Origin of the sequence: Rhodoferax ferrireducens T118 (genome assembly GCF_000013605.1) — a bacterium.
In the GTDB taxonomy this organism is placed as follows: Bacteria; Pseudomonadota; Gammaproteobacteria; order Burkholderiales; family Burkholderiaceae_C; genus Rhodoferax; species Rhodoferax ferrireducens.
Genome location: NC_007908.1, coordinates 2,269,880 through 2,287,557 on the forward strand (window position 1 = coordinate 2,269,880; position 17,678 = coordinate 2,287,557).

Genomic DNA, 17,678 nt, shown 5'->3' on the forward strand with positions numbered 1-17,678 from the left:
CGCTGCTTTTACTTGAGGTCGTCGGCGATAACATTCACAATTCGTTGTGCATTGGCGGATGTATCAGGTTTTCCACCAGCATCGAGCACCGAAACCGTCGTTGACGCTCCTTGGCTGATGACCGTAATGCGGTATTTCAATGGCGCCGCATCTGCTTTTGATGCGCCAAAGAGTTTACCCAGGAAGCCTGGTTCTGCCTTGTCAGCCGTAGGGGCTACGTAGCGGACAAAGTAGACGCCCTGTGCACGATCGCGATCTTCGACCGTGAATCCGGTACGGTCAAGCGACAAGCCAACACGGCGCCAAGCCCGGTCGAACCCATCGTCGATTTGGACCACGGGTTGTCCGTTGATCGCAGCCGCGCGGGAACTGCTCGGGCTGGCGCCCGCCGCCAACAGTGCCTTGGACTGCTCTTGGCTTACCCCCAACTTGACCATCAACCGACGCAAGAATTCCGCCTCAAGCTCTGGGTCGGCGGCGCGGGGCTGCCATACGGTGGTGTCTTTAGCGCTACTGTTGTACACCTCAATCATGCCTCGATGACTGATGAACACATCGGTGCCACCGCTTGCATTACGTTCCAGCCGGGTGCGAAATTTGTCGCGTTCGCCGGTTGAATACAGGGAATCAATTACCTTACCCAGTGTGTTGCGAATAAAGTCTTGTGGAATTTTGGCCCGGTTTTCGGCCCAGTCAGTTTCCATGATGCCAAGGTTGGCTTGATCGATGGCCAGCAGAAAACCATTTTCTTGCCAGAAATCGCGCACCGGCTCCCAAAGTTTGTCGGCCGGACGGTTGATCACCAACCAGCGCTGGTTGCCCGAACGTTCGATATGCACATCTCCAAGCGAGGTGGTTGCGGTCGGTACCGTTTGAGTCACTTGACCCAACTGGAAACTCGATGCCGACACAGCACCACCAGGCACCGCATAACGGGTTTCGCGCGACAGTTGGGTTAAGTCTGGGGGCACTTCAAGCGAAGTGCCTTTGCTGGCGCTTTTGTAATTGATTTTGTCGCCATCAAGCACCGTGCATGCTGCTAACGCCAATGAAAGGCTTAATAGTGAGAGTCTGGAAAAATGATTCACAAATAGGTTCCCAAGGGTAATAAATGATGGCGGACCGAGTCGATCAGAGCAAACCGCTGGCGTGCAAAGCGCTCTCAAGCGCCGCTTCGTTGGCTGGGGTCAAAGGTGTCATGGGCAGACGCAGGGTACCGCCGCACAGCTTAAGCCGCGCCACCGCCCACTTGACGGGGATCGGGTTGGCCTCAATAAACAGATTTTTGTGCAAAGGCAGTAATTTGAACTGAATTTCCATGGCGCGTTTTGTGTCACCGGCCATCGCGGCCACGCACAGCTCGTGCATCAGTCGGGGTGCAATATTGGCCGTGACGCTAACGTTGCCATGGCCACCACACAACATCAGGGCAACCGCCGTTGGGTCATCGCCGGAGTAAATGGCAAAGCCCTTGGGCGCTTCGCGGATCAACCATTGCGCCCGATCAATTTGGCCGGTGGCTTCCTTGATGCCAACGATACCAGGCACCTGAGCCAGGCGCAGCACGGTATCGTGTGCCATGTCTGCCACGGCACGACCGGGAACGTTATAGAGAACCATTGGCAGATCAACTGCTTCTGCAATCGCTTTGAAGTGCCGGTACTGACCCTCCTGGGTTGGCTTGTTGTAATAGGGCACTACTTGCAGCTGGCAATCTGCGCCGACTTTTTTGGCAAATTGGGTCAGTTCGATCGCCTCGGCCGTGCAGTTGGCGCCGCAGCCGGCCATGATTGGCACGCGTCCTGCGGCCTGCTCAACCGCGACGCGGATGATTTCGCAGTGCTCCTGCACGTTGACTGTGGGCGATTCACCGGTGGTGCCCACCACGCCAATGCAGTCGGTGCCTTCCGCGATATGCCAGTCGATGAGTTTGCGCAGGGCGGGGTAGTCCACGCTGCCATCATCAAGCATGGGGGTGACAAGCGCCACGATGCTGCCCGTAATTTGGCTGGTTGAGGATGTCATGTCAGAGGGGTAGTTAACAGTAAGCGTGCATTCTACCTAGAGCGTGTATCGCGCTGGTGTCTGCTGGGTTTCTTCGCCCAAATCAAGTCGCACCGCGGCGATCCGTTGTACATAGCGAGGCGGGTGATCCAGAAAACCATCTTCAAAAGCGACGATCTGCAGGCTCTTGAAGGCTGTCAACAACTCGTTCGGTCGCAACAGAAAATCAGGGTTTGAGGGCTTGCCGACGGTTTCATGGCCTTGGGCAAACGTTTCGTAGATCAGCACGCCGCCCGGCGCAACGCTCTGGGTCATCACCTCAAATAGCGGGCGCCATAAGTAGTTGGTGACAATCACGGCATCAAATTGGCGGGCATGGCCTCTGTGCATCAGCGGCCAGGACGCGTTTTCGATATCAGCCAGCACCGCCTCACCAATTCGACTCGCCGCCCGAATTGCATCGGGTGAGCGATCAATACCGGTAACCGCGTGGCCTTGTTCGGCAAACCATTGCATGTGACGGCCCTGCCCACACGCGATGTCCAGCACCGACCCATGGCGCGCAACAAGGTGAGACCAGCGTTGCACCCAACTGGATGCAGGCCCCAGGCCATGCGCCGTAGCGGCGGATAATTTATCCAAAATGATGATCTGCTTTAAAAACAGGCCCAAACCTGATTGGCCAAGGTGACCAAAAAATCAGGCCGGGTGTACAGGGCAAACACAGCCAATAGCACGCAAATGGCGCCCGCATAGAGCAGAATTTTGAGGCCGGGTTTCATGACGCTTTATGTGCCCTGCATGGCCTGGCTGCGAACAATGGAGGCTTCCTTGATGGGCAGATTGACCAGTGCCGCCAGCACGCCTAATCCAATGGCGATGTACCAGACCAGGTCGTAGCTGCCGGTGCGGTCATACAGGTAGCCGCCTAGCCAGACGCCCATGAAAGAACCGATTTGGTGGCTGAAAAAAACAAAACCGCTCAGCATGGAAAGATGCGTCACGCCAAATATCTGCGCTACTGTGGCGTTGGTTGGCGGGACCGTGGAGAGCCACAGCAAACCCATGACACTGGAAAATATGTACACGCTAACCGGCGACAAGGGCACAAGCAGAAAGATGCTGATAGCAAAAGCACGGGCCAGGTAAATGAACGCCAGAATGTTTTTTTTCTGCATCCGCTGCCCCAGTACCCCGGCCGCATAAGTGCCAAAGACGTTGAACAAGCCAATCAGCGCCAGCGCATAACTCGCCACCTGGGGCGACAGACCCTTGTCCCGCAAGTAGCTTGGCATGTGCACTCCGATGAACACGACCTGGAAGCCACAAACAAAATAACCCGCCATCAGCAACTGGAAGCTGGGGTACTTGAAAGCCTCTCCCAATGCCTGAAGTATGCTTTGTTCCCGGCGCACGGCAAAGCTGCCCGCCAGCGCCGGTTCGTGCAAACCCCAAGCCAGCGGTACCATCATCAGGGAGGCCGCACCCAGCACCATCAGGGCTTCTTGCCAGCCCACACTGCTGATTAACAGGCCCTCGGTGGGTACCATTAAAAACTGCCCAAACGACCCCGCTGCCGCTGCCACACCCATGGCCCAGGAGCGCTTGTGGGGCGCGATGTTGCGCCCGATCACCCCGTAAATGACAGCGTAGGTCGTGCCCGCCTGCGCCATGCCAATCAATACGCCAGCGGTCAAGGCAAAGATCAGTGGCGTGGTGGCAGTCGCCATGCCCACCAATCCAAGCGCATACAAAACGGCACCCGCCACAATGACCTTGAAGGCACCAAAGCGGTCGGCCAACATGCCGGCAAAAATGCCAGTGAAACCCCAGACCAGATTCTGGATGGCAATGGCGAAGGCAAAGGTCTCCCGACTCCAGTTCTGGCTTTGTGTGATCGGTTGCAGCCACAAGCCAAAGCCGTGGCGTATGCCCATGGACAGCGTCACGATGGCGGCGCCGCACAGCAGCATTTGTGTCGCGGAAATTTTTTGGGTGGTAATCGTCATCGGGTGTGTCAGGTTGGTTCAGACCGACCTCAGGTGCATCTGAGCACTTCGGCGCTATCGAGATGGCCGCACCAAGGTGCCGCTCGCCTGGCTTGAAGTGTCTTTGACGTCAAAGTAGATTCACTGAGTAATTCCCATGCGGCACCGAGAAAGGCGCACGCATCCGGTGCTGAGACAGTTGCCGTTTGGTTCAGTTGGCGGGAATGATTTTATTCAGTGCAGTGTGGGTTCAATTGGCGGCATAGCCTCAGGCTCAAGGGCAGGCGCAGGCGCAGGCGCATCAGGTGCGGCAGTTTGCACTCGACGAGCGCCATCAAAGCGATGCTTCCAGTAAGCCACGCCCATGTCTTCCACCCGCACTTGAGCGCCTGGTTTGGGGGAATGAATGAATTTGCCTTCACCAATGTAAATGCCCACATGGCTGAAGGCGCGTCGCAGTGTATTAAAGAACACCAGATCGCCGGGCTGCAGGTCGGTGCGTTTAATAACCTTGGTGGCTGCCGCCTGTTGTTCCGCTTTGCGCGGCAAGATCAAGCCAACCGTTTGCTGATACATAGCCCGGACAAAACCGCTGCAGTCAAAGCCGGTTTCTGCCGTGTTGCCGCCGCGCCGGTAGGGAACACCCAGAAAACCCATGGCCGTGAAGACCAATTCAGATGCTTTCAGGCCGACCGACTGTCGAACTTGATCAATGCGTGCCAGCAGATCTTCATTGATCAAGAATTTATCCAGGTCATCACTCGCCCCTGACGGACTGGCCTGCGCACTGGCAGCAAACAAAAGGGCGATCAGGAGGGCAAGGGTGGCTGAAATTCTCATGGCGCGCAGGATACTGGCAGTTCAGGCGATCTGTCAAGCCGATTTCGATGGCAGTCGGCTCCACGCCTTGCTTCGAGTGTGCGGGCCAGACCCGCGTCAATCGGCAGCGGCTCGCCGCTCCAGCGCGCCGCCAGCAATTCGGCGCAAAGCATTGAAAAGCTCAAGCCTCTGGACCCCATGCCAGCACACATCCACAGGCCCGGGTGGTCAACCTGATCGAGTGGGCCCACTGCTGGCAACCGGTCAGCGGTGACGCAACGCGTGTTTTTCCAGGCGTTGACAGCACCTGCGGCAAACTTGCCCGCCAGCGCTTGTCCCAGCTTCGGGCTTAGCTTGTGCAAACGGGCCAGGTTGGTCGCATGATTTTTTTCGTCTGGTGCAGGTGGCTGGCTGTCGGGTTGGTAACTGGCGCCAACAAACCAGGCCAGATTCTGACCGCAATCCTCATCGACCGGAACCCAAGGCACTATGCTGCCTGCGCCATTGATCGGAAAAGGGGGGAACGTCTCATCCGGCAGCCCAGTGTGCATGGCCCAAGACACCTGGCCCCGTACGCCCTGCATGACCGGAAATTGATTGACGCGAATGTTCAAGGCCGGCAGTCTCGCTTGCAGTGTGTCAAGCAAGGCCATGGCACCACCCGCGTTAGCGAAAACCACCCGGCTGGCACGGTGGAGCATACCGCCGTCTGTGTCCAGCAATTCCCATTCATCCCCACGCTGACGAAGGGCCGCCACCTTGGCGTCACCCTGAAAAGTAATACCGAGCTGCGCCAGCCAGGCGCGCACCAATTGGGTTGGCTTGAGCCAGGCGGCCTGTGGGTGCCAGATATCGGGCACGCCCGGCGGGCCGTCCAGCCTGCGCTCCAAGACCCCGGTGGCATCCCAGTCTTGTCCCTGCCGCAAAAGGCTGCGCGCTTGCTGCAGCATGAGTCGCACGCCACTGCGTGACAGGCGCGACAGTACGCAGTCGTCGGCCGACACATGGGGCACCACCAGGCCCACCGGTAAGCCGGACGCGCCAGCGGCGGGCGTATGAGCCTGGTCGAGTACCTGTACCTGCCAGCCGCGTCGAGCCAGTGAAGCTGCCACGCTGGCCCCCGCCAGCCCCGCCCCGATGACGGCACAACTGCTGACTGCCATGGCGCGCGCGGGCAACGTGTTGCGGGTGTTTTTGATCGTCCAGCGAGGGTTGAACTGAGCGCGAAGTGATATGTTTGTCGGCGCTGCCTCTGGGCCGGTCGGTTGACCCGCCTGGATGGTCGATAGCTCAAACCCGCATTGCGTCAAGTCAGCATACAAGTGGTCGGCATCCACCGGGGCCACCAGTGTGGTGCCGCGTCGGCAGCAGCGTGCCAAGGCCTTGGCGGTCCAAACACGCCAGTTCGAAGCTGCGCAGCGGTCTGGGCAGTCAGTAGGATCGGGAGTCAGGTAAATCGAATCAGCCGCGAACTGCTGCGCCCGCAACATCGCTGTCAGGTCGCCTACGCACAGGGTCAATAAGACGTGGCCCCCATCGAAAGTCAAACGCTGAAAACCAGTCGACAAGCCCAAGCACTGTGGCGCCAGCTCTTTGGCCAACAACAGGAGTTCGGGGGATGACGCCATACCGGCCAGTAACTCATCGATATCAGGCGGCGCGGCGGTTACTGCAACATAGTGCAGCATTCTGGGGCGCTGCGGGTCGTTGCGCCAGGCCTGCCAAGTAGTCAGAAAATGAAGCCCCTGACCAAAACGGGTTTCCAGGATGCGCCAGGCTTCTTGCTTACACCAGGCCTGTGGTAGGCCGCATTCATGCAAGCAAGTGGCCGCCGCAAGCTCAACCATGCATAAACAGCTTCAAGCGCTGGGCGGTACGTAACCCTGGGCGGCGTCGGCACCGCCACCAAAAAAGTGATTTTCCATCTGACGCGCCAAGTACTGACGGGCCCGGGCATCCGCCAGATTGAGACGGTTTTCATTCACCAGCATGGTTTGATGCTTGAGCCAGTCGGCCCAGGCTTGTTTGCTCACGCTCTCCCAGATGCGTTTGCCCAACTCACCAGGGTAGGGCGGAAAGTCCAGTCCTTCGGCTTCCTTGCCGAGTTTGATGCAGTTCACAGTGCGTGCCATTTGAGCCTTTTCCCGATTTTTTTTGCGAAGCCACGACTTTAGCAAGCTTTGAGTGGCCATTGCTTTCATCCGGTCAGAATCATGGGTAAGTCACCGTGTCTTCTGCCACTGAAGTAAAATACACGCTATGGCAAAAGCAGACACAAAAACCAAAATGCTGGCCGATGGCCTGCGTTACAAATCCAAAGTATCGGGTTCTCCCTTCACGGCGGCAACGTCGTTCGGGGCTGCGACCATGTCGTGCTTTCTGTGTGGCAAGCATCGCGCTCGCTCCCAGATGGTCACACGCAAGATACTTGGCAAATCCCAGGCGGTGTGCTCGCCCTCCTGCAAAGCGGCAGACGAGGCGGCAGCGGGCTGATCATCTGAATTCAGACGGATTTGCGGGGACGCGGGAACTTATTTCCTCAAGCCGCCCCAAATCATCGGGCGTTTCGTCCCATGATTTTCTCCATGAAGGATAGCGATGAGTTTTCAGGTTGTGACCGGCTGGCTGGATAATTCTCCGCGCCGCATCTTCGCGTTTGTCAGTCTGGCAAGCATCGGCATGTTGGCGTTCGGTCAGTACCTGCAGCATGTGGTGGGGCTGGAACCCTGCCCGATGTGCATCGTCCAGCGCTATGCTCTTGTTTTGGTAGCAATCATCGCAGGATTGACGGGGGCTAGCGGTAGAAAAGGCCTGCATCTGGGGGGGGCTGTGCTGATGTTGGGCTCCAGCGGCTTTGGTGCTTATGTGGCGGCCCGGCAAAGCTGGTTGCAGTGGTATCCGCCCGAAGTGGTCAGTTGTGGCCGCGACTTCTATGGAATGATCGAGACTTTTCCGCTGCAGCGCGCTATTCCCATGATTTTCAAAGGCAGTGGCGACTGCAGCAAGGTCGATTGGACTTTTCTGGGCGGCTCGATTGCCAACTGGACATTTGTGGTTTTCGGCCTCATCGTCTTGTTGTCCCTGGCGCTGATCTGGCGGCGAGTCAGTCGCCGCGTTTCCTGATCAACAAGGTTTCAGTCAGCTCAGATTCAATTCATTGAATCTTGCGAGCTTCTGGCCCTCAAGCATTACCAAGTTTTTTCACCAGGACCTGGCTTTTCCGGTCCCAGTTGTATTTGCGTTTGCGGGCTTCAGGTAGCCAGTCCGGGTCGACCAGCACAAAGCCGCGTTTCAGAAACCAGTGCGTGGTGCGGGTGGTCAACACAAAAATGCTCTCCAGCCCGGTGACCCTGGCGCGTTGTTCAATGCGTTTTAGAACCCGCTCGCCATCGCCTTCGCCCTGCACCTGGGGCGACACCGTGAGGGCGGCCATTTCGCCGGTGCGCGCTTCCGGGTAGGGGTAGAGCGCGGCGCAGGCAAAAATGACGCCGTCGTGCTCAATTACCGTGTAGTTGCCGACGTCACGCTCGATCTCGGTGCGGCTGCGCTTGACCAGCGTGCCGTCTTTTTCAAACGGCTCAATCAGTTGCAGGATGCCACCCACGTCGTCCACCGTGGCTTCGCGCAGGCTCTCCAGTTTTTCGTCCACCACCATGGTGCCAATGCCGTCATGCACATAGACCTCCAGCAGGATCGCGCCATCCACTGCAAACGGGATGATATGGCTGCGCTCCACACCGCCTTTGCAGGCCTTGACGCAGTGCTGCAGGTAAAACGCGGTATCGGTGGGCTGGTTGGCCGCAGGCAATTCAGTCAACATTTTTTCGGCTGTGACGAGCGGCAACTCGGTGTCAATCGGGTTGTCTTCACTCTCTGGCTGCCCCGGGTGGATACGAATGCCCGGGATTTCTGTCACAAAAATGAGCTTATCGGCCTGCAAGGCCGTGGCCACCGAGGTGGCGACCTCTTCCATGGTCAGGTTAAACGCCTCGCCGGTGGGTGAAAAACCAAACGGGGACATCAACACCAGCGCGCCCATGTCCAGCGAGCGCATGATGCCTGCGGTGTCAATCTTGCGCACCACACCCGAGTGTTGGAAGTCCACGCCATCCACAATCCCAACCGGTCGGGCCGTGAGGAAATTGCCTGAAATCACGCGCACGGTAGCGCCGGCCATCGGCGTGTTGGGCAGGCCCTGGCTGAAGGCGGCTTCGATCTCGTAACGCAATTGGCCAGCGGCCTCTTGGGCGCAGTCCAGCGAAACCTCGTCCGTGATGCGAATGCCATGGGAATAGCGCGCCGCATGGCCCTTGGCCTTGAGCTGCTCGCTCACCTGGGGTCGAAAGCCATGCACCAGCACAATCTTGACGCCCATGCTCTGGATCATCGCCAGGTCTTGCGCCAGGTGTTGCAACTTGCCGGCCGCAATCGCCTCACCCGCAATGCCGACCACAAACGTCTGGTGGCGAAACTTGTGGATGTAAGGTGCCACCGAGCGAAACCAGGGCACAAAGGTGAAGTTGAAAACAGAGGTCATGCGAATGCAGCGGGGATAAAGGGGGGACAAGGGCTGGGATAATCCTCGATTCTCTACGAAGTTTATTGCCTTGACTGCTTTGCCCCTCCAAATCGAGTTTCCAGAATCCCTGCCCGTGTCGGGTAAACGCGACGAGATCATGGCCGCGCTGGAGCAGCATCAGGTCATCATCGTGTGCGGAGAGACCGGCTCGGGCAAAACGACCCAGTTGCCCAAGATCGCCCTGGCCATGGGGCGCGGCAAGCTGAACTACCCTCCCGGTAGAGGTAAATTGATCGGCCACACCCAGCCGCGCCGCATTGCCGCCAGCAGTGTCGCCAAGCGCATTGCCGAGGAGCTGAAAACGACGCTCGGCGATGTGGTGGGCTTCAAGGTGCGGTTTCAGGACCGGCTCAGCCGCGATACCTCGGTCAAGCTGATGACCGATGGCATCTTGCTGGCCGAAACACAAACCGACCCGCTGCTCAAAGCCTACGACACCATCATCATCGACGAGGCGCACGAGCGTTCTCTCAACATTGATTTTCTGCTGGGCTACCTGCGCCAGATCCTGCCGCGTCGTCCCGACCTGAAGATTGTGGTGACCTCGGCCACCATCGACGCGCAACGTTTTGCTGATCACTTTGCCAGTAGAAATGGTCCAGCGCCGGTCATCATGGTGTCGGGCCGCATGTTCCCGGTGGAGCAGCGTTACCGGCCGTTCGAAGAATCACGCGACTACGACCTCAATAGTGCGATTGCCGATGCGGTTGATGAGTTGTGGCGCGACGTGCACAACAGTGGCGACATTCTGGTGTTCCTGCCCGGCGAGCGCGAAATCCGCGAGGCGGCGGATCACCTGCGCGGCCACCTGAGCCACCAGCCTGTGTTTCGCAACGCCGAGGTGCTGCCGCTGTTTGCGCGCCTGTCGCAGGCCGAACAGGACCGCATTTTCGACGGCCATACCGGGCGGCGCATCATTCTGGCCACCAACGTGGCTGAAACCTCGCTCACCGTGCCGGGCATCCGCTACGTGATTGACGCCGGCACGGCGCGCATGAAGCGCTACAGTTTCAGAAGCAAAGTGGAGCAGTTGCTGGTGGAGCCGATCAGCCAGAGTTCTGCCAACCAGCGTGCCGGGCGCTGCGGCCGGGTCGCCAATGGCATTTGCATCCGGCTCTATGACGAGAAAGACTTCAATGGTCGGCCGCGCTTTACCGACCCGGAAATCCTGCGCTCATCACTGGCGGGGGTGATTCTGCGCATGAAGTCGCTGCGCATGGGTTTGGTGGAAGAGTTCCCCTTCATCGAGCGCCCGTCGGGCCGTGCCATTGCCGACGGCTACCAGTTGCTCAATGAACTCGGCGCCGTCGATGATGCCAATGAGTTGACCACCATGGGCCAGGAGCTGGCCAAATTGCCGCTGGACCCGCGCGTCGGCCGCATGATTCTGGAAGCACGGGAGCGCGGTGCCTTGGATGAAGTGCTCGTGATTGCCTCGGCGCTCAGCGTGCAGGACGTGCGCGACCGCCCGATGGAAGCGCAGCAGCAGGCGGATCAGGCACACGCCAAGTTCGACGACGAAAAGAGCGAGTTCAGCGGTTATCTGAGGCTGTGGAAATGGATTAATGACGGCAAGGGCGGGGAGGGGCAGCACAAGTTGTCCAACCGCCAATACGAGCAGTTGCTGCGACAAAACTTCGTCAACATCCGCCGCGTGCGCGAGTGGCGCGACATTCATTCGCAACTGCACACGGTGGTGGCCGAGCACAAATGGCGCCTCAACACGCTGCCCGCCAATTACGAACAACTGCACCTGTCGATGCTGTCCGGCCTGCTGGGCAACATCGGCTGCAAGCTGGAAACTGAAGGCGATAAACCGGGAGGAGGGGGCGAGTACCTGGGTGCACGCGGCATCAAGTTTTATCCGCATCCGGGCGCACATCTGGTCAAGAAACCAGGCCGCTGGATCGTGGCCGCCGAGCTGGTGGAAACCACGCGCCTGTTTGGCCGCGGCATTGCGGCCATTGAGCCGCAATGGCTGGAGCAGGTGGGCGGCCATTTGCTCAAGAAACAACTGCTTGATCCGCACTGGGAAAAGAAGGTGGCCGAGGTCACGGCGCTGGAACGCGCCACGCTCTACGGCATCGTCATCTACAGCGGGCGCCGGGTCAACTTCGGCCGGGTAGATATGGTCGCGGCGCGCGAGATATTCATCCGCCAGGCTCTGGTGGATGGGCAGTGGGAAACCAAGCTGCCGTTTCTGGAATCCAACCAGAAGCTCATCAAACAGGTGGAAGACTTGGAGCACAAGGCGCGCCGGCAAGACGTGCTGGTGGACGAAGAGCTGATTTTTGCCTTCTACGACCAGCAATTGCCGGCCGATGTGTGCAGCGGCCACAGCTTCGAGAACTGGTACCGCGAGGAGATCAAGAAAAACCCGAAGCTCCTGCTGCTGACGCGCGAAGAGCTGATGCGCCATGAGGCCGCCGGCATCACCACCCAGTCCTTCCCCAAAACCATCCGTCTGGGTGGCGTGGACTGCGCTGCTGCTTATCTGCACGAACCGGGCGACGCCAAGGACGGCCTGACCGTGACGGTGCCGCTGTTTGTGCTGAACCAGGTTAACGAAGAGCGTTGCGAGTGGCTGGTGCCCGGTATGCTGAAAGACAAAATTCAGGCACTCATCAAAACCCTGCATCAGCGTCCGCGCTCGCGCCTGGTGCCGCTGCCCGACACGGCCAGCAAAATGGCCGAAACGCTGAACGCCCCCGAGGTCTTTGGTCACGGCTCTTTGCTGGATGCGGTGATGAAACTGGTGCGCCTGGCGACCTCGATCGATATTGTTCGCGCCGACATCAAGGTCGACATGCTCAGCCCGCACTTCTTCATGAACTTCCGGGTGGTGGACGAACATGGCCGCCAGCTCGGCACCGGGCGCAACCTGGGTGCGCTCAAGGCCGAACTCGGTGCCAAGGCGCGTGGTGCGTTCCAGGCCTTGGCCGGCCTCAAAATGGCCAAGGACGCCGCCGCACTCCCAGTCTTTAAGGAAAATAAGCCTATAGCCCGCGTCCACAGTACAAAGGAAGCTATTAAAAATATAGTAACACCGGTCGCCCCCGCAGGTCAGCGCCACACCGCCTGGACTTTTGGCGAGTTGCCCGAACTGCTTGAAATCCAAAAAGGGGGCCAGACCCTGATCGGCTACCCGGCGCTGATCGATGCCGGTGACGCCGTCATGATCGAGGTGTTTGACGAGCCCGACGTGGCTGCCGCCAAACACCGCGCTGGCCTGCGCCGCCTGTTTTCGCTGGCGGTCAAGGACGCACTCAAGTACCTGGAAAAGAACATTCCCGATCTGCAGAAAATGGCAGTCACCTTTATGCAGGTGGGCAAGGGCGCCGACGGCAGCGGTGGCGGCACCATTGAAGAACTGCGTGAACAGATCCTCGCCGTGGCGTTGGACCGGGCCTTTCTGCTCGATCCATTACCCACTGACGAGTTTGCGTTCAAGCGGCGGGTGGAAGAGGGGCGGGGACGCCTGACCCTGATCGCCAATGAAGTGGCACGCCTGGCCGCCACCATTCTGCTGGAGTACTCAGTAGCAGCCCGCAAGATCAAGGACACCAAGAATGCGCCGGAGGCCACCGCGGACGCCGCCCAACAACTGGCCCGCTTGATGCCCAAGCGCTTTCTCATCCTGTCGCCGTGGGGCCCGCTGCAGCACTTTGCCCGCTACCAGAAAGCCATCACCGCGCGGCTGGAAAAATACCGCGCCGACCCGGCCCGCGATGCCGCCCGCCTGGCGGAGCTGCGCCCGCTGGAACAGCGCTACTGGCGCCTGGTGGCCGAGCGCAAAGGCGTGCTTGATGAGCGCCTGCAAGAATTCAGATGGCTGCTCGAAGAACTGCGCGTCAGCTTCTTCGCGCAGGAACTACGCACGCCGCAACCGGTGAGTGTGAAACGCCTGGAAAAGGCTTGGGGACAATTGCAATGAATGAAAAAACTTCCACTGCCGGGCCCAAGCTGGGCTTGGCGCGGGCCGGCTTCAGCTCCGGCTTTGGCGTGCTGGCGGCCACCCTGGGCTCGGCAGTCGGTTTGGGCAATATCTGGAAATTTCCGTACCTGACCGGCGCCAACGGGGGGGCTGGTTTCCTGCTGGTTTACGTGCTGGCCACGCTGCTGGTCGGGCTGCCGGTGATGATGGCCGAGATTTCGCTCGGGCGCGCGGCCAAGGCCAACCCCATTTCCACCCTGCAAGCCTTGGCGCCCAAGCGCCAGCCTTGGTGGCTGATTGGCGTGGCGGGCATGCTGGCCGCTTTTTTGATTCTGTCTTTCTATTCCGAAGTGGTGGCCTGGGTTTTCGCCTATGTGTTCAAGGCGATGCGCGGCTCCATTCTCAGCAGCGATCCGCAGGTGACCGAGGCCGCCTTCAACGCGCTGATCAGCGACCCGCTGCAGTCGCTCTTGTGGCAGTGGGGTGTGCTGGTGTTTATTGGTGGCATCCTGCTGTTGGGCGTGACCAAGGGCATCGAGGCCATGACCAAGAAGCTGATGCCCATCTTGTTTCTGCTGCTGTTGCTGCTGTGCGCGGTCAGTCTGTCGCTGGACAAGGCACTGCAAGGGCTGGCCTTTCTGTTTCAACCAGATTTCAGCAAGATCACCGCGTCGGTGGTGCTGACGGCCATGGGATTGGCATTTTTCAAGCTGTCGATCGGCATGGGGACCATGATGACCTACGGCAGCTATTTCCGGGACGATCAGAACATCCCACTCACCACGGTGCGCGTCATGAGCGCCGATTTGTGCATCTCGATGCTGGCGGGTATCGCCATTTTTCCGGCGGTATTTACCTTCGGCTTTGCGCCCGCCGCCGGACCAGCGCTGGTCTTTATCACGATTCCGGCCGTGTTTTCCCAGATCCCGATGGGACAGTGGCTGATGGTGGTCTTCTTCGTGCTGGCGGCCATCGCCGCCACCGGCGCGATGCTGTCGCTGATGGAAGTGCCGGTGGTCATCTTGCACGAGCGTTTGGGCCTGTCGCGCCCGAAGGCCACGCTCTTGACCATTGGCTTGCTGGTTGTGCTGGGCGCCAGCTGCGCGCTGAGCAACAGCGCGTTGGCTGACTTCAAGCTGTTCGGGATGAGCATGTTTGATTTATTCGACTTCGTCTCGTCCAACATCATCCTGCCCGCCGGGGGAATTTTTATTGCGCTGTTTGTCGGCTGGGTGTGGGGTGTTGACAAGTTCAGCCGCTCACTGACCAACCACGGTCAACTGCACAACCAAAAGTTGGCACAGGCGGTGTTTTTCTTGCTGCGCTATGTCTCGCCCGCGTTGATCCTGGTCGTGATGCTCAAGGGCTTGAAGTTCTTCTGACTTCGCCCCGGCCCCGTGGGTCAAGCTCGTGCGTCCAAAGGATGCCGTCGGGGGCTGCGGCGGGGCCTTGGACGTTGCGATGGCCGTAAGACGGGCGCCTGGTGGCCGAGCGCAAAGGCGTGGGCGCAACTGGGCTGAAAGTAAAGCGCCCCATGAGATCAGCTGCAAAGCACGACGCCCGGGCCAACGCATTGAAGGCGCCGGCTCGTGCCAATCCCCTTATTTCTTCTTGGTATCGACCTTCTTTTCAACCCAGGAACTGGTGTTATCGTCCCACTGGTGCGTGCGATGAAACTGGCGAGCCTCTTCGCGAACTTGTGCGCGCGTCATCGTGCTCCTGTCCCGCGGCTTCTCGCTTGCTACCCATGTGCCACTCACTGGCTCGAAACGATGGGCGCGCAGGAATGCATCACGCTCAGCCTTCACCTCTGCGCGCGTTTTCATGCCACTGGGCGGCTCCATGCCTTTCTTCAGAACCCAGTTTTCAGTGACAGGGTCATAACTGTGAGTTCTGACGAACTCATCGCGATCTCTTTTGACTTGTTCACGCGTCAGCTGCGTCGCGGCCGGGGTGTCAGTCTGCGCGGTGACCAGAGTAGCCGTGGAGCAGAACAACAGACTGAACAGCAACGGGTAAATGTGCAAGCGTTTCATTGCGAGCTCTCTTTCTTCATGTGATAGTGGAGGGGCAAGTGGCCATTAATCGTATAAAGAAGAGAACTTTCGTACTTGCGCAAACGCAACTAGGCTGATGATTTGCCTCACCACCTGATATTCAAACTTCAGAGCGCAGGAGACGAAATTGAAATCAACGCGGCGCCAGCCGTATGAGCTGTCCCCGTGCGTTATCAGTCAGCACATAGAGCAGGCCGTCCGGCCCCTGGCGCACGTCGCGGATGCGCTCACCCAGATCGGCCAGCAGCTTGTGCTCGCGCACGACTGTTCCTTTGAACGGCTCTGACAGCTCGATGCGGTCCAGGTAGCCAAACTTGAGCGAGCCGACAAACAGATTGCCGGCCCAGGCATGGCCATAACGTTCGCTGGTCAGAAACGCCATGCCCGAAGGGGCTATCGACGGCACCCAGTAGTGCAACGGCTGCTTCATACCCTCTTTGGCGGTGATGCCGTCACCAATGGGGCCGCCGCCATAGTTCTCGCCATAGGTGATCACCGGCCAGCCATAGTTGCTGCCGGGCTGAATCAGGTTGATTTCGTCCCCGCCCTGTGGGCCGTGCTCGTGCGTCCACAGGGTGCTGTCGGGGGCGAGGGTGGCGCCTTGGATGTTGCGATGGCCGTAAGACCAGATTTCGGGCAGGGCACCGGCGCGACCGACAAACGGGTTGTCTGCGGGTACGCGGCCGTCCTTGTGGATGCGCACGATCTTGCCCAGGTGGTTGTCCAGCTTCTGCGCGTCGTCCTTGCGCACAAAGCGTTCGCCCAGCGTCAGAAACAGCATGCCGTCGGCTTTGCCGCCGTGTCGACTCTCCACGACGCGGCAGCCAAAGTGGAGGCTGCTCGCCACCTTGGGCTTCTGGCTGAAGATGACCTTGACCTCTTCCAGCCGTGTGCGGTCGTCCGACAGGCGCGCGCGGGCCAGGGCGGTGCTGTTGCCGGTCTGGCCGGGCTCGGAGAAGCAGAAAAACAGCGTGTGATTGCGGGCAAAGTCGGCGTCCAGCAGCAGGTCAAGCAAGCCACCTTGCCCCCCCGCGGCGACCGTGGGTACGCCGGCCAGCGGGGCACCCACTTTGCCGTTCGCTTCGATCACCCGCATGCGCCCAGGTCGCTCGGTCACCAGGTAGCGGCCTTCGGGCAGGAATGCCACCGCCCACGGGTTTTGCAGGCCGGAGGCCACCACGTCGGGGAGCACCGTTTGGGCGCCAACGTGAGCCATGCTTGCCACCAGCAAGATTAAACAAAGCGCGCTGGTCCTGACAGATCGAGGCATGTTGAACTTCCATCCGGATCCAAACAGTCAGGGCATTGCGCCAGCCCTTTAATGCTGGCCGGCCGCTCTGGCGGGAACCGTTTGCAGGAAAGCAAACAAGGCGCGCTTGTCAACATCATTCATTTTCGAGAACGACCCAAACGGCATCACCGCGATCGGGCTTCCATCCGGGCGTTTGCCGGTTCGCAACATGGTCACAAAGGCATCGACGTCCTTGTAGCGCACCATGGCGCTGCCTTCACCCGGTGTGATGTTCGCTGCCGCGGGCCAGTCCGGCGGGCCGCCCGCAATCCTGCCGCCAGAGAGTTTTTCGCCGTGGCAGCCGATGCACATATTGGCCACATAAGAGCCGTGCTCTGGCGTCACACCGGAGGCGACTGGTGTCGAGGGCGGCAGCGCGTGGTTGATGCGCTGCGCCGCATCCGGGATCATGTCAAAGCCATACAAGACGCGCGCCGGCAGGGGCAAGTCCACGATGGCCCCGCCACCGGCCATCGGCGGCAAACTGCGCACATAAGCAACGACCGCTGCCAGATCAGTGTCGGTGAACCGGTTGTAGTCTTCGCTGGGCATGACCATGACCGGTCGCCCATCCGGCTTCACCCCGTGGCGGACGGTGCGAACCCAGTCCTCGGGTGTGTACTTGGCCACCCGACCGGCCGGCGTGATGTTGGCGCCGACGATGCGCGTGCCTTTGCCATCATTGACAAATTCACGGCCGGCCCCGTTCGTACCGTGGCATTCGGCACAACCACGCGTCTGGAACAGGTAGCGGCCACGTTCCAGCGCAGCAGCGTCCGTGGTGTACGGCACAGGAGCGACCTGGACCGCGATGACGCGCATGCGCTTGCGTTCGCTCATCTGCAGGCCAATCAACACAGCGCCAGCCAGCAGCAGGACCAGCAAGGCCACAATCCACAGAAACCATTTGAGTGAACGTTTCATGATCAATTCTCCTGGGCGCATTGAGACTGCTGTCGCAAGGATTGTCTGTCCGCTGGCTCAGACCCGGGCAGTCACCATTTGA

The 17,678-nt window shown here is 59.5% G+C and carries 17 protein-coding genes; 4 read left to right on the top strand and 13 right to left on the bottom strand.

What is annotated here, in order from left to right:
- Positions 1–8: 8 nt before the first annotated feature.
- From bamC to RFER_RS10620, 8 genes are all read right to left on the bottom strand, one after another.
- Positions 9–1,088: an outer membrane protein assembly factor BamC gene (gene bamC, locus RFER_RS10590; protein WP_011464388.1), complete on the bottom strand. Its 1,080-nt coding sequence runs from the start codon at positions 1,086–1,088 to the stop codon at positions 9–11.
- Between the two features lie 43 nt (positions 1,089–1,131).
- A complete protein-coding gene (gene dapA / locus RFER_RS10595; protein WP_011464389.1) occupies positions 1,132–2,025 on the bottom strand; it encodes a 4-hydroxy-tetrahydrodipicolinate synthase in 894 nt (297 codons plus the stop codon).
- 36 nt (positions 2,026–2,061) lie between these two features.
- The gene (locus RFER_RS10600) at positions 2,062–2,646 is read right to left on the bottom strand and encodes a class I SAM-dependent methyltransferase (RefSeq protein ID WP_011464390.1); all 585 of its coding nucleotides are present in this window, start codon (positions 2,644–2,646) and stop codon (positions 2,062–2,064) included.
- Positions 2,647–2,660: 14 nt separating this feature from the next.
- Positions 2,661–2,786, bottom strand: a complete 126-nt coding sequence (locus RFER_RS24885; protein ID WP_279587706.1) for a hypothetical protein — start codon at positions 2,784–2,786, stop codon at positions 2,661–2,663.
- Positions 2,787–2,792: 6 nt separating this feature from the next.
- A complete protein-coding gene (locus tag RFER_RS10605; RefSeq protein ID WP_011464391.1) occupies positions 2,793–4,013 on the bottom strand; it encodes an MFS transporter in 1,221 nt (406 codons plus the stop codon).
- 213 nt (positions 4,014–4,226) lie between these two features.
- Positions 4,227–4,832, bottom strand: coding sequence for a C40 family peptidase (locus RFER_RS10610; protein WP_011464392.1), 606 nt, complete (start codon positions 4,830–4,832; stop codon positions 4,227–4,229).
- On the bottom strand, positions 4,829–6,658 hold the full coding sequence (locus RFER_RS10615) for an FAD-dependent oxidoreductase (RefSeq protein ID WP_011464393.1): 1,830 nt from the start codon (positions 6,656–6,658) through the stop codon (positions 4,829–4,831). The genes RFER_RS10610 and RFER_RS10615 overlap by 4 nt, the downstream gene beginning before the upstream one ends.
- Before the next feature lie 12 nt (positions 6,659–6,670).
- On the bottom strand, positions 6,671–6,943 hold the full coding sequence (locus RFER_RS10620; protein WP_011464394.1) for an oxidative damage protection protein: 273 nt from the start codon (positions 6,941–6,943) through the stop codon (positions 6,671–6,673).
- Between the two features lie 127 nt (positions 6,944–7,070).
- Here RFER_RS10620 and RFER_RS10625 point away from each other — a divergent pair, with 127 nt between their 5' ends.
- Positions 7,071–7,304: a hypothetical protein gene (locus RFER_RS10625; RefSeq protein ID WP_011464395.1), complete on the top strand. Its 234-nt coding sequence runs from the start codon at positions 7,071–7,073 to the stop codon at positions 7,302–7,304.
- A 105-nt stretch (positions 7,305–7,409) separates the two neighbouring features.
- Positions 7,410–7,934, top strand: coding sequence for a disulfide bond formation protein B (locus RFER_RS10630; RefSeq protein ID WP_011464396.1), 525 nt, complete (start codon positions 7,410–7,412; stop codon positions 7,932–7,934).
- A 58-nt stretch (positions 7,935–7,992) separates the two neighbouring features.
- On the opposite strand, the gene argA is transcribed toward RFER_RS10630, so the two are convergent.
- Complete coding sequence (gene argA / locus RFER_RS10635; RefSeq protein WP_011464397.1) at positions 7,993–9,348, bottom strand: amino-acid N-acetyltransferase; 1,356 nt, start codon at positions 9,346–9,348, stop codon at positions 7,993–7,995.
- Between the two features lie 139 nt (positions 9,349–9,487).
- Here argA and hrpA point away from each other — a divergent pair, with 139 nt between their 5' ends.
- The gene (gene hrpA / locus RFER_RS10640) at positions 9,488–13,324 is read left to right on the top strand and encodes an ATP-dependent RNA helicase HrpA (RefSeq protein WP_244095872.1); all 3,837 of its coding nucleotides are present in this window, start codon (positions 9,488–9,490) and stop codon (positions 13,322–13,324) included.
- Complete coding sequence (locus RFER_RS10645; protein WP_011464399.1) at positions 13,321–14,706, top strand: sodium-dependent transporter; 1,386 nt, start codon at positions 13,321–13,323, stop codon at positions 14,704–14,706. Before hrpA ends, RFER_RS10645 begins: the two co-directional genes overlap by 4 nt.
- On the opposite strand, the gene RFER_RS24075 is transcribed toward RFER_RS10645, so the two are convergent.
- The 4 genes from RFER_RS24075 to RFER_RS10660 form a co-directional block, all read right to left on the bottom strand.
- Positions 14,684–14,860 (bottom strand): PQQ-dependent sugar dehydrogenase, encoded by a 177-nt coding sequence (locus RFER_RS24075; RefSeq protein ID WP_166485839.1) that lies wholly within the window; start codon positions 14,858–14,860, stop codon positions 14,684–14,686. The genes RFER_RS10645 and RFER_RS24075 overlap by 23 nt on opposite strands.
- Before the next feature lie 65 nt (positions 14,861–14,925).
- A complete protein-coding gene (locus RFER_RS10650) occupies positions 14,926–15,360 on the bottom strand; it encodes a hypothetical protein (protein WP_011464400.1) in 435 nt (144 codons plus the stop codon).
- Between the two features lie 154 nt (positions 15,361–15,514).
- Entirely contained in the window at positions 15,515–16,597 is a 1,083-nt protein-coding gene (locus RFER_RS10655) for a PQQ-dependent sugar dehydrogenase (protein ID WP_049765645.1), read from the bottom strand.
- A 102-nt stretch (positions 16,598–16,699) separates the two neighbouring features.
- Complete coding sequence (locus tag RFER_RS10660) at positions 16,700–17,596, bottom strand: c-type cytochrome (protein WP_011464402.1); 897 nt, start codon at positions 17,594–17,596, stop codon at positions 16,700–16,702.
- Positions 17,597–17,678: the final 82 nt, after the last annotated feature.

Bases quoted from the DNA above. Each gene is read 5' to 3' on its own strand.
- dapA (WP_011464389.1), bottom strand. From the start codon at position 2,025: ATGACATCCTCAACCAGCCAAATTACGGGCAGCATCGTGGCGCTTGTC.
- RFER_RS24885 (WP_279587706.1), bottom strand. From the start codon at position 2,786: ATGAAACCCGGCCTCAAAATTCTGCTCTATGCGGGCGCCATTTGCGTG.
- RFER_RS10605 (WP_011464391.1), bottom strand. From the start codon at position 4,013: ATGACGATTACCACCCAAAAAATTTCCGCGACACAAATGCTGCTGTGC.
- RFER_RS10610 (WP_011464392.1), bottom strand. From the start codon at position 4,832: ATGAGAATTTCAGCCACCCTTGCCCTCCTGATCGCCCTTTTGTTTGCT.
- RFER_RS10615 (WP_011464393.1), bottom strand. From the start codon at position 6,658: ATGGTTGAGCTTGCGGCGGCCACTTGCTTGCATGAATGCGGCCTACCA.
- RFER_RS10620 (WP_011464394.1), bottom strand. From the start codon at position 6,943: ATGGCACGCACTGTGAACTGCATCAAACTCGGCAAGGAAGCCGAAGGA.
- RFER_RS10625 (WP_011464395.1), top strand. From the start codon at position 7,071: ATGGCAAAAGCAGACACAAAAACCAAAATGCTGGCCGATGGCCTGCGT.
- RFER_RS10630 (WP_011464396.1), top strand. From the start codon at position 7,410: ATGAGTTTTCAGGTTGTGACCGGCTGGCTGGATAATTCTCCGCGCCGC.
- argA (WP_011464397.1), bottom strand. From the start codon at position 9,348: ATGACCTCTGTTTTCAACTTCACCTTTGTGCCCTGGTTTCGCTCGGTG.
- hrpA (WP_244095872.1), top strand. From the start codon at position 9,488: ATGGCCGCGCTGGAGCAGCATCAGGTCATCATCGTGTGCGGAGAGACC.
- RFER_RS10645 (WP_011464399.1), top strand. From the start codon at position 13,321: ATGAATGAAAAAACTTCCACTGCCGGGCCCAAGCTGGGCTTGGCGCGG.
- RFER_RS24075 (WP_166485839.1), bottom strand. From the start codon at position 14,860: ATGGGGCGCTTTACTTTCAGCCCAGTTGCGCCCACGCCTTTGCGCTCG.
- RFER_RS10650 (WP_011464400.1), bottom strand. From the start codon at position 15,360: ATGAAACGCTTGCACATTTACCCGTTGCTGTTCAGTCTGTTGTTCTGC.
- RFER_RS10655 (WP_049765645.1), bottom strand. From the start codon at position 16,597: ATGGCTCACGTTGGCGCCCAAACGGTGCTCCCCGACGTGGTGGCCTCC.
- RFER_RS10660 (WP_011464402.1), bottom strand. From the start codon at position 17,596: ATGAAACGTTCACTCAAATGGTTTCTGTGGATTGTGGCCTTGCTGGTC.